This is a genomic window from Variovorax sp. 01T439_2 (assembly GCF_056398445.1).
Window position 1 is genome coordinate 1 of the sequence record NZ_JBFTPJ010000461.1, and the last position, 5,447, is coordinate 5,447.

At 69.8% G+C, this 5,447-nt stretch carries 5 protein-coding genes; all 5 read left to right on the forward strand.

Features of this window, described 5'->3' with window-relative positions:
• The first annotated feature begins 110 nt into the window (after positions 1 to 110).
• The 5 genes from msuE to AC1DOC_RS20450 are packed head-to-tail and all read left to right on the forward strand — an operon-like array spanning position 111 to position 5,349.
• Positions 111 to 689, forward strand: coding sequence for an FMN reductase (gene msuE, locus AC1DOC_RS20430; protein WP_027729414.1), 579 nt, complete (start codon positions 111 to 113; stop codon positions 687 to 689).
• Between the two features lie 11 nt (positions 690 to 700).
• Positions 701 to 1,972: an SfnB family sulfur acquisition oxidoreductase gene (locus AC1DOC_RS20435; protein ID WP_478079956.1), complete on the forward strand. Its 1,272-nt coding sequence runs from the start codon at positions 701 to 703 to the stop codon at positions 1,970 to 1,972.
• 51 nt (positions 1,973 to 2,023) lie between these two features.
• Positions 2,024 to 3,259, forward strand: a complete 1,236-nt coding sequence (locus AC1DOC_RS20440) for an SfnB family sulfur acquisition oxidoreductase (protein WP_478130381.1) — start codon at positions 2,024 to 2,026, stop codon at positions 3,257 to 3,259.
• A gap of 46 nt (positions 3,260 to 3,305) precedes the next feature.
• The gene (locus tag AC1DOC_RS20445) at positions 3,306 to 4,169 is read left to right on the forward strand and encodes a MetQ/NlpA family ABC transporter substrate-binding protein (RefSeq protein ID WP_478130379.1); all 864 of its coding nucleotides are present in this window, start codon (positions 3,306 to 3,308) and stop codon (positions 4,167 to 4,169) included.
• A gap of 1 nt (position 4,170) precedes the next feature.
• Entirely contained in the window at positions 4,171 to 5,349 is a 1,179-nt protein-coding gene (locus AC1DOC_RS20450; protein WP_478130380.1) for an LLM class flavin-dependent oxidoreductase, read from the forward strand.
• Positions 5,350 to 5,447 lie beyond the last annotated feature (98 nt).

The window sequence follows — 5,447 nt, forward strand, 5'->3', positions numbered from 1 at the left end:
GAAGAAAACCGCGCATCCATAGCTGAAATGCTTCTAGCAGCCATGCGCCAAAAGCGCCGCGCGGCCGGCACATTCATGGCCTGGCCTTTTTCTTCTTCTGCTCTTCCACCATGACTCACAAATTCAAGATCGTCGCTGTCTCCGGCGGCCTGCAACGCCCTTCGCGCACGCTCGCGCTGGTCGAGGAACTGCTGGAGGGCCTGACCGACGCCTGGCCCGCCGAGACGCGCCTCGTCGAACTGGGCCAGTTGGTGCCGAAGTTCGGCGGCGTGCTGCAGCGCGGCCAGCTTCCAGCCGAGGTCGAGCAGTCGCTCAAGGACGTGGAATCCGCCGACCTGCTGCTGGTGGCGAGCCCGATCTATCGCGGTTCGTACACCGGGCTTTTCAAGCACTTCTTCGACTTCGTTCATCACGAAGCGTTGATCGACGTGCCGGTGCTGCTTGCGGCCACCGGCGGCAGCGACCGCCACGCACTGGCCATCGACCACCAGCTGCGCCCGCTGTTCAGCTTCTTCCAGGCCCACACGCTGCCAGTCGGCGTCTATGCGACCGACAAGGAATTCGACAACTACCGCGTGAGCGGCGATGCACTGCGCGCACGCATCGCATTGGCCGTCGAGCGCGCATTGCCCGTGCTGCGCCAGCGCGCGGGCAGGCCGCTCGAAGTGCCTTCGCTGGCGCTGGCCTGAGCGATTCGCCGATGTCCTCCCCGCTTGAACTTCTTCCCGACGGATTCGCCGTGCCGCGCAAACCGCGCAAACCGCGCAAACCGCGCGACCCCGATCCCGCGCGCGTGCGGCGCATCCGCAGCGACGGCGAAGCGCTGGAGGCCGCCCACCGCCTTGCCGCGCTGTTCGCCCCCGGTGCTTCTGCGCGCGACCGCGAGCGGCGCTTGCCGTGGGATGAGCTCGACCTTTGGTCCGAGAGCGGGCTCGGCGGCATCACCGTGCCGCGCGCGCATGGCGGTGCCGACGTGTCCTACGCCACGCTGGCCGAGGTCTTCGTGATCCTGTCGGCCGCCGACGCCTCGCTCGGCCAGATCCCGCAGAACCACTTCGGCGTGCTGGGCGTGCTCCGCGAGATCGGCACCGAGCCGCAGAAGACCCGCTTCTACGCCGAGGTGCTCGCGGGCCAGCGCCTGGGCAATGCGGGGCCGGAGCGGCGATCGAAGACCATCGCGGAGGGCGCGACACGGCTGCGCCGCACGCCCCAGGGACTGCGCCTGGACGGCGAGCGCTTCTATTCGACCGGTGCGCTGTTCGCCCACCGCGTGCCGGCACGCGCGCTCGACGACCAGGGCCGCGCCGTGCAGGTGTGGTTGCCGCGCGATGCGCCCGGGCTCACGGTGGTCGACGACTGGTCCTCCTTCGGCCAGCGCACCACGGCCAGCGGCACGGTGCGCTTCGAGGCCGTGCCGGTCGACGAGGCGGACGTGCTGCCGCTGTGGCAGCTGGCCGACCGGCCCGGCCTGTTCGGCCCCGGCTCGCAGCTCCTGCAGGCGGCCATCGACCAGGGCATTGCGCAGGCCGCGCTCGCCGAGGCAATCGCCTTCGTGCGCGAGTATGCGCGGCCCTGGACCGATGCCGGCGTGGCCCGCGCGGCGGACGACCCTTACATCATCCAGGACGTGGGCCGCCTCGAGGTGGACTTGCATGCCGCGCACGAGGTGCTGCTGGAAAGTGGCCGCACGCTCGATGCCATGGCGGCCCGGCCCGTCACCGCCGAATCCAGCGCGCGCGCCTCGGTTGCCGTGGCCGAGGCCAAGGTGCTGACGACGCGCATCGCGCTCAATGCCAGCGAGAAGCTGTTCGAGCTCGCCGGCTCCTCGGCCACGCGCGAAGCCCACAACCTCGGCCGCCACTGGCGCAACGCCCGCACCCACACCCTGCACGACCCGGTGCGCTGGAAGGCGCACCTGATCGGCAACTACCTGCTCAACCACGTGCCACCGCCGCGGCATTCCTGGAACTGATCGATGACGCTCACCGCTCTTCTTCCCGATCGCACATCCGAGGCGCCCGCGATGCGAGCTCCCGCCCGCGCCGATGCACAGCCCGCACCCGTCCCTGCGCAGAGGCCGCTGCGCATCCGCGACGATGCCCAGGCGCTGCAGATCGCGCGCGAGCTCGCCGCCGACTTCGCGCGCGATGCCGCGGTGCGCGACCGCGAGCGGCGCCTGCCCTGGGACGAGCTGGAGCGCTTCACCGCCAGCGGGCTCTGGGCCATCACGGTGCCGCGCGAGCATGGCGGCGCCGGCGTGTCGGCACGCACGCTGGCGGAGGTGATCGCCATCATCTCGGCCGCCGACGGCTCGCTCGGGCAGATTCCGCAGAACCACTACTACGCGCTGGAGGTGCTGCGCGTCGGCGGCACCGAGGCCCAGAAAAGCTTTTTCTACCGCCGCGTGCTCGAAGGCGAGCGCTTCGGCAATGCGCTCGCGGAGATCGGCCACAAGGACTTCAAGCGCCGAACGCGCCYGCACGAGGAGGGCGGCAGCCTGCAGGTCGACGGGCAGAAGTTCTACTGCACCGGCGCACTGTTCGCGCACTGGATTCCCACGCTGGTCGTGGCACAGGAGGGCGAACGCGAAGTGACCAAGCTCGCCTTCGTGCCGCGCCGCGCCGAGGGCGTGAGCATCGTGGACGACTGGGACGGCTTCGGCCAGCGCGTGACGGGCAGCGGCTCGGTGCGCTTCGAGGGGGTGCAGATCGACCCGGCCTGGGTCGTTCCCTTCCTGGCCTCCTTCGAACGGCCCACCACCATCGGCCCGTTCGCGCAGCTGCTGCATGCCGCCATCGACCTTGGCATCGGGCGCGGCGCCTTCGAGGCCACGCTGCCCTTCGTGCGCGAGCGAGCGCGGCCGTGGATCGATGCCGGCGTGGAACGCGCCAGCGAAGACCCGCTCGCGATCCAGCTGACCGGCGAGGTGGCGGTGCGCCTGCGCGCGGCCGAGGCCCTGCTGCGCCGCGCCGCGCGCTTCGTCGAAGCGGCCCAGCGCGCGCCCGGCGAGCACAGCGTGGCCGCGGCATCGATCGCAGTGGCCGAGGCCCGCGTGCTGAGCACCACCGCCTCGCTCGACGCCGGCAACCGCCTGTTCGAGCTGGCCGGCACCGGCGCCACGCTCGACGGCCTGGGGCTGGACCGCTTCTGGCGCAACGCGCGCACCCACACGCTGCACGACCCGGTGCGCTGGAAGTACCACCACATCGGCAACTACCACCTCAACGACCGGTTCCCGCCGCGGCACGGCGCGCTGTGAGCACCGATTCTTTTTCTTCTTTTCCCGTTCTTCTTCGGAGTCTTGCTTGAGCCGCTTCCCATCGCTTTCCGCCGCGCTGTCGCGCCGCCGCCTGCTGCAATTCGCCTCGGCCGCCGCCACCGCCGCCGGCGCGGGCCTGCCCGCCTTCGCGGCCCTCAAGGAGCCGCCCGGCACCACCAAGGTCCTGAAGGTAGGCGTCACGACCGGGCCGCACGAGCAGACCTTCGAGGTCGCCAAGCGCGTGGCCGAGCGCGACTACGGCCTGAAGATCCAGATCGTGCCCTTCACCGACTACAGCCGGCCCAACGCCGCGCTCGATGCCGGCGACCTGGACGCCAACAGCTTCCAGCACCGGCCCTTCCTCGCGGCGCAGGTGCGTTCGCGCGGCTACAGGATCGTCGGCTTCGGCCGCACCTGGATCGGCCCCATCGCGATCTATTCGCGCAAGTTCAAATCGTTCAAGGACCTGCCCGAGGGCGCCAGCATCGCCATTCCCAACGACCCGTCGAACGAAAGCCGGGTGCTGTTGCTGCTGCAGAAGGCCGGCGCCATCAAGCTCAAGAGCGGCATCGACCCGATCGCGGGCATCAACGCCACGCCGCGCGACATCACCGAGAACCCGCGGAAGTTCCGCTTCGTCGAGATCGAGGCCGCGCAGCTGCCGCGCACGCTCGACGACACCGATGCCTCGGCCGTCAACGCCGACTATGCCAACAAGGCCGGCCTCAATCCGGCGCGCGACGGCATCCTGGTCGAGGACAAGGAMGGCCCCTATGCCTGCCTGATCGCGGTGCGCGAACAGGACAAGGAACAGCCCTGGGTGCAGCAGCTGGTCAAGGCCTACCAGACCGACGAGGTGCGCGACTTCATCGTCAAGACCTTCGCGGGCGGCGTGCTGCCGGCGTTCTGACATGGCGCAGAAGAAGAAAGAGATCCTGCTCAACGCGTTCAACATGAACTGCGTGGGCCACATCAACCATGGCCTGTGGACCCATCCGCGCGACCACTCGCTCGAATACAACACGCTCGAACACTGGACCGGCATCGCGCGCACGCTGGAGCGCGGCCTGTTCGACGGCCTGTTCATTGCCGACATCGTGGGCGTCTACGACGTCTACCAGCACAACGTAGACGTGACGCTGCGCGAGTCGATCCAGTTGCCGGTGAACGACCCGCTGATGCTGGTATCGGCCATGGCGGCGGCGACCCGGCACCTGGGCTTCGGCGTGACGGTCAATCTGACCTACGAGCAGCCCTACCTGCTGGCGCGGCGCTTCTCGACGCTGGACCATCTCACGCGCCCGGCCAGGGTGCACAAGGTGCGGCACGACGGCCGCTACCACCAGGTCGAGGGCTACCACCTGGCCGAGCCCTCGCCGCAGCGCACGCCGGTGTTGTTCCAGGCCGGCAGCTCCGGCCGCGGCCAGCGCTTTGCCGCGCGGCACGCGGAGTGCGTCTTCATCTCGCCGCCCAGCAAGGAAGCAGCGCGCCAGACCGTGCAGGCACTGCGCGAACAGCTGGTGCAGGCCGGCCGGCGTCCCGACGACGTCAAGGTGTTCGTCGGCGCGGCGGTGGTGCCGGGCGCGAGCGCGAAGGAGGCGCAGGAAAAGTACGCGGACTACCGGGACTACGCGAGCCGCGAGGCGGGCCTGGCGCACTTCTCGGCCAGCACGGGCATCGACTACGCGCGCTACGGCCTGGACGAGCCGATCGACTACGGAAAGACCAACGCCATCGAATCGGCCACCCGCACCGCCGAGCAGCAGGGCTGGACGCGCCGCAAGCTGCTGGACCTGTTCGAGCTCGGCGGGCGCTACCCGGCCATCGTCGGAGATGCGGCGCAGGTGGCGGACGAACTGCAGTCGTGGATCGACGAGACCGGCGCGGACGGCTTCAACCTGAGCCGCACCGTGGTGCCCGAGAGCTACGAGGATTTCGTCGACCTGGTCGTGCCCGAGCTGCAGGACCGCGGCGTCTACAAGACCGCCTATGCCGAGGGCAGCCTGCGCCGCAAACTGTTCGATGCCGGCGACCGGCTGCCTGCGCGCCATGCGGCGGCGCAGTTCCGCCATCGCGCCGGCGAGGCCTGATCAACTTTCGGCCCGGCTTCCCACTGCCCAATAGAAGGTCGGCCGGGTTCCGTTGATCGCGTGGTCGCCGACCGCGCGCGCCTTGTAGATCACCGGGT

Excerpts from the sequence above, each read along its gene's own strand:
- msuE (WP_027729414.1), top strand. The coding sequence starts at position 111 with ATGACTCACAAATTCAAGATCGTCGCTGTCTCCGGCGGCCTGCAACGC.
- AC1DOC_RS20435 (WP_478079956.1), top strand. The coding sequence starts at position 701 with ATGTCCTCCCCGCTTGAACTTCTTCCCGACGGATTCGCCGTGCCGCGC.
- AC1DOC_RS20450 (WP_478130380.1), top strand. The coding sequence starts at position 4,171 with ATGGCGCAGAAGAAGAAAGAGATCCTGCTCAACGCGTTCAACATGAAC.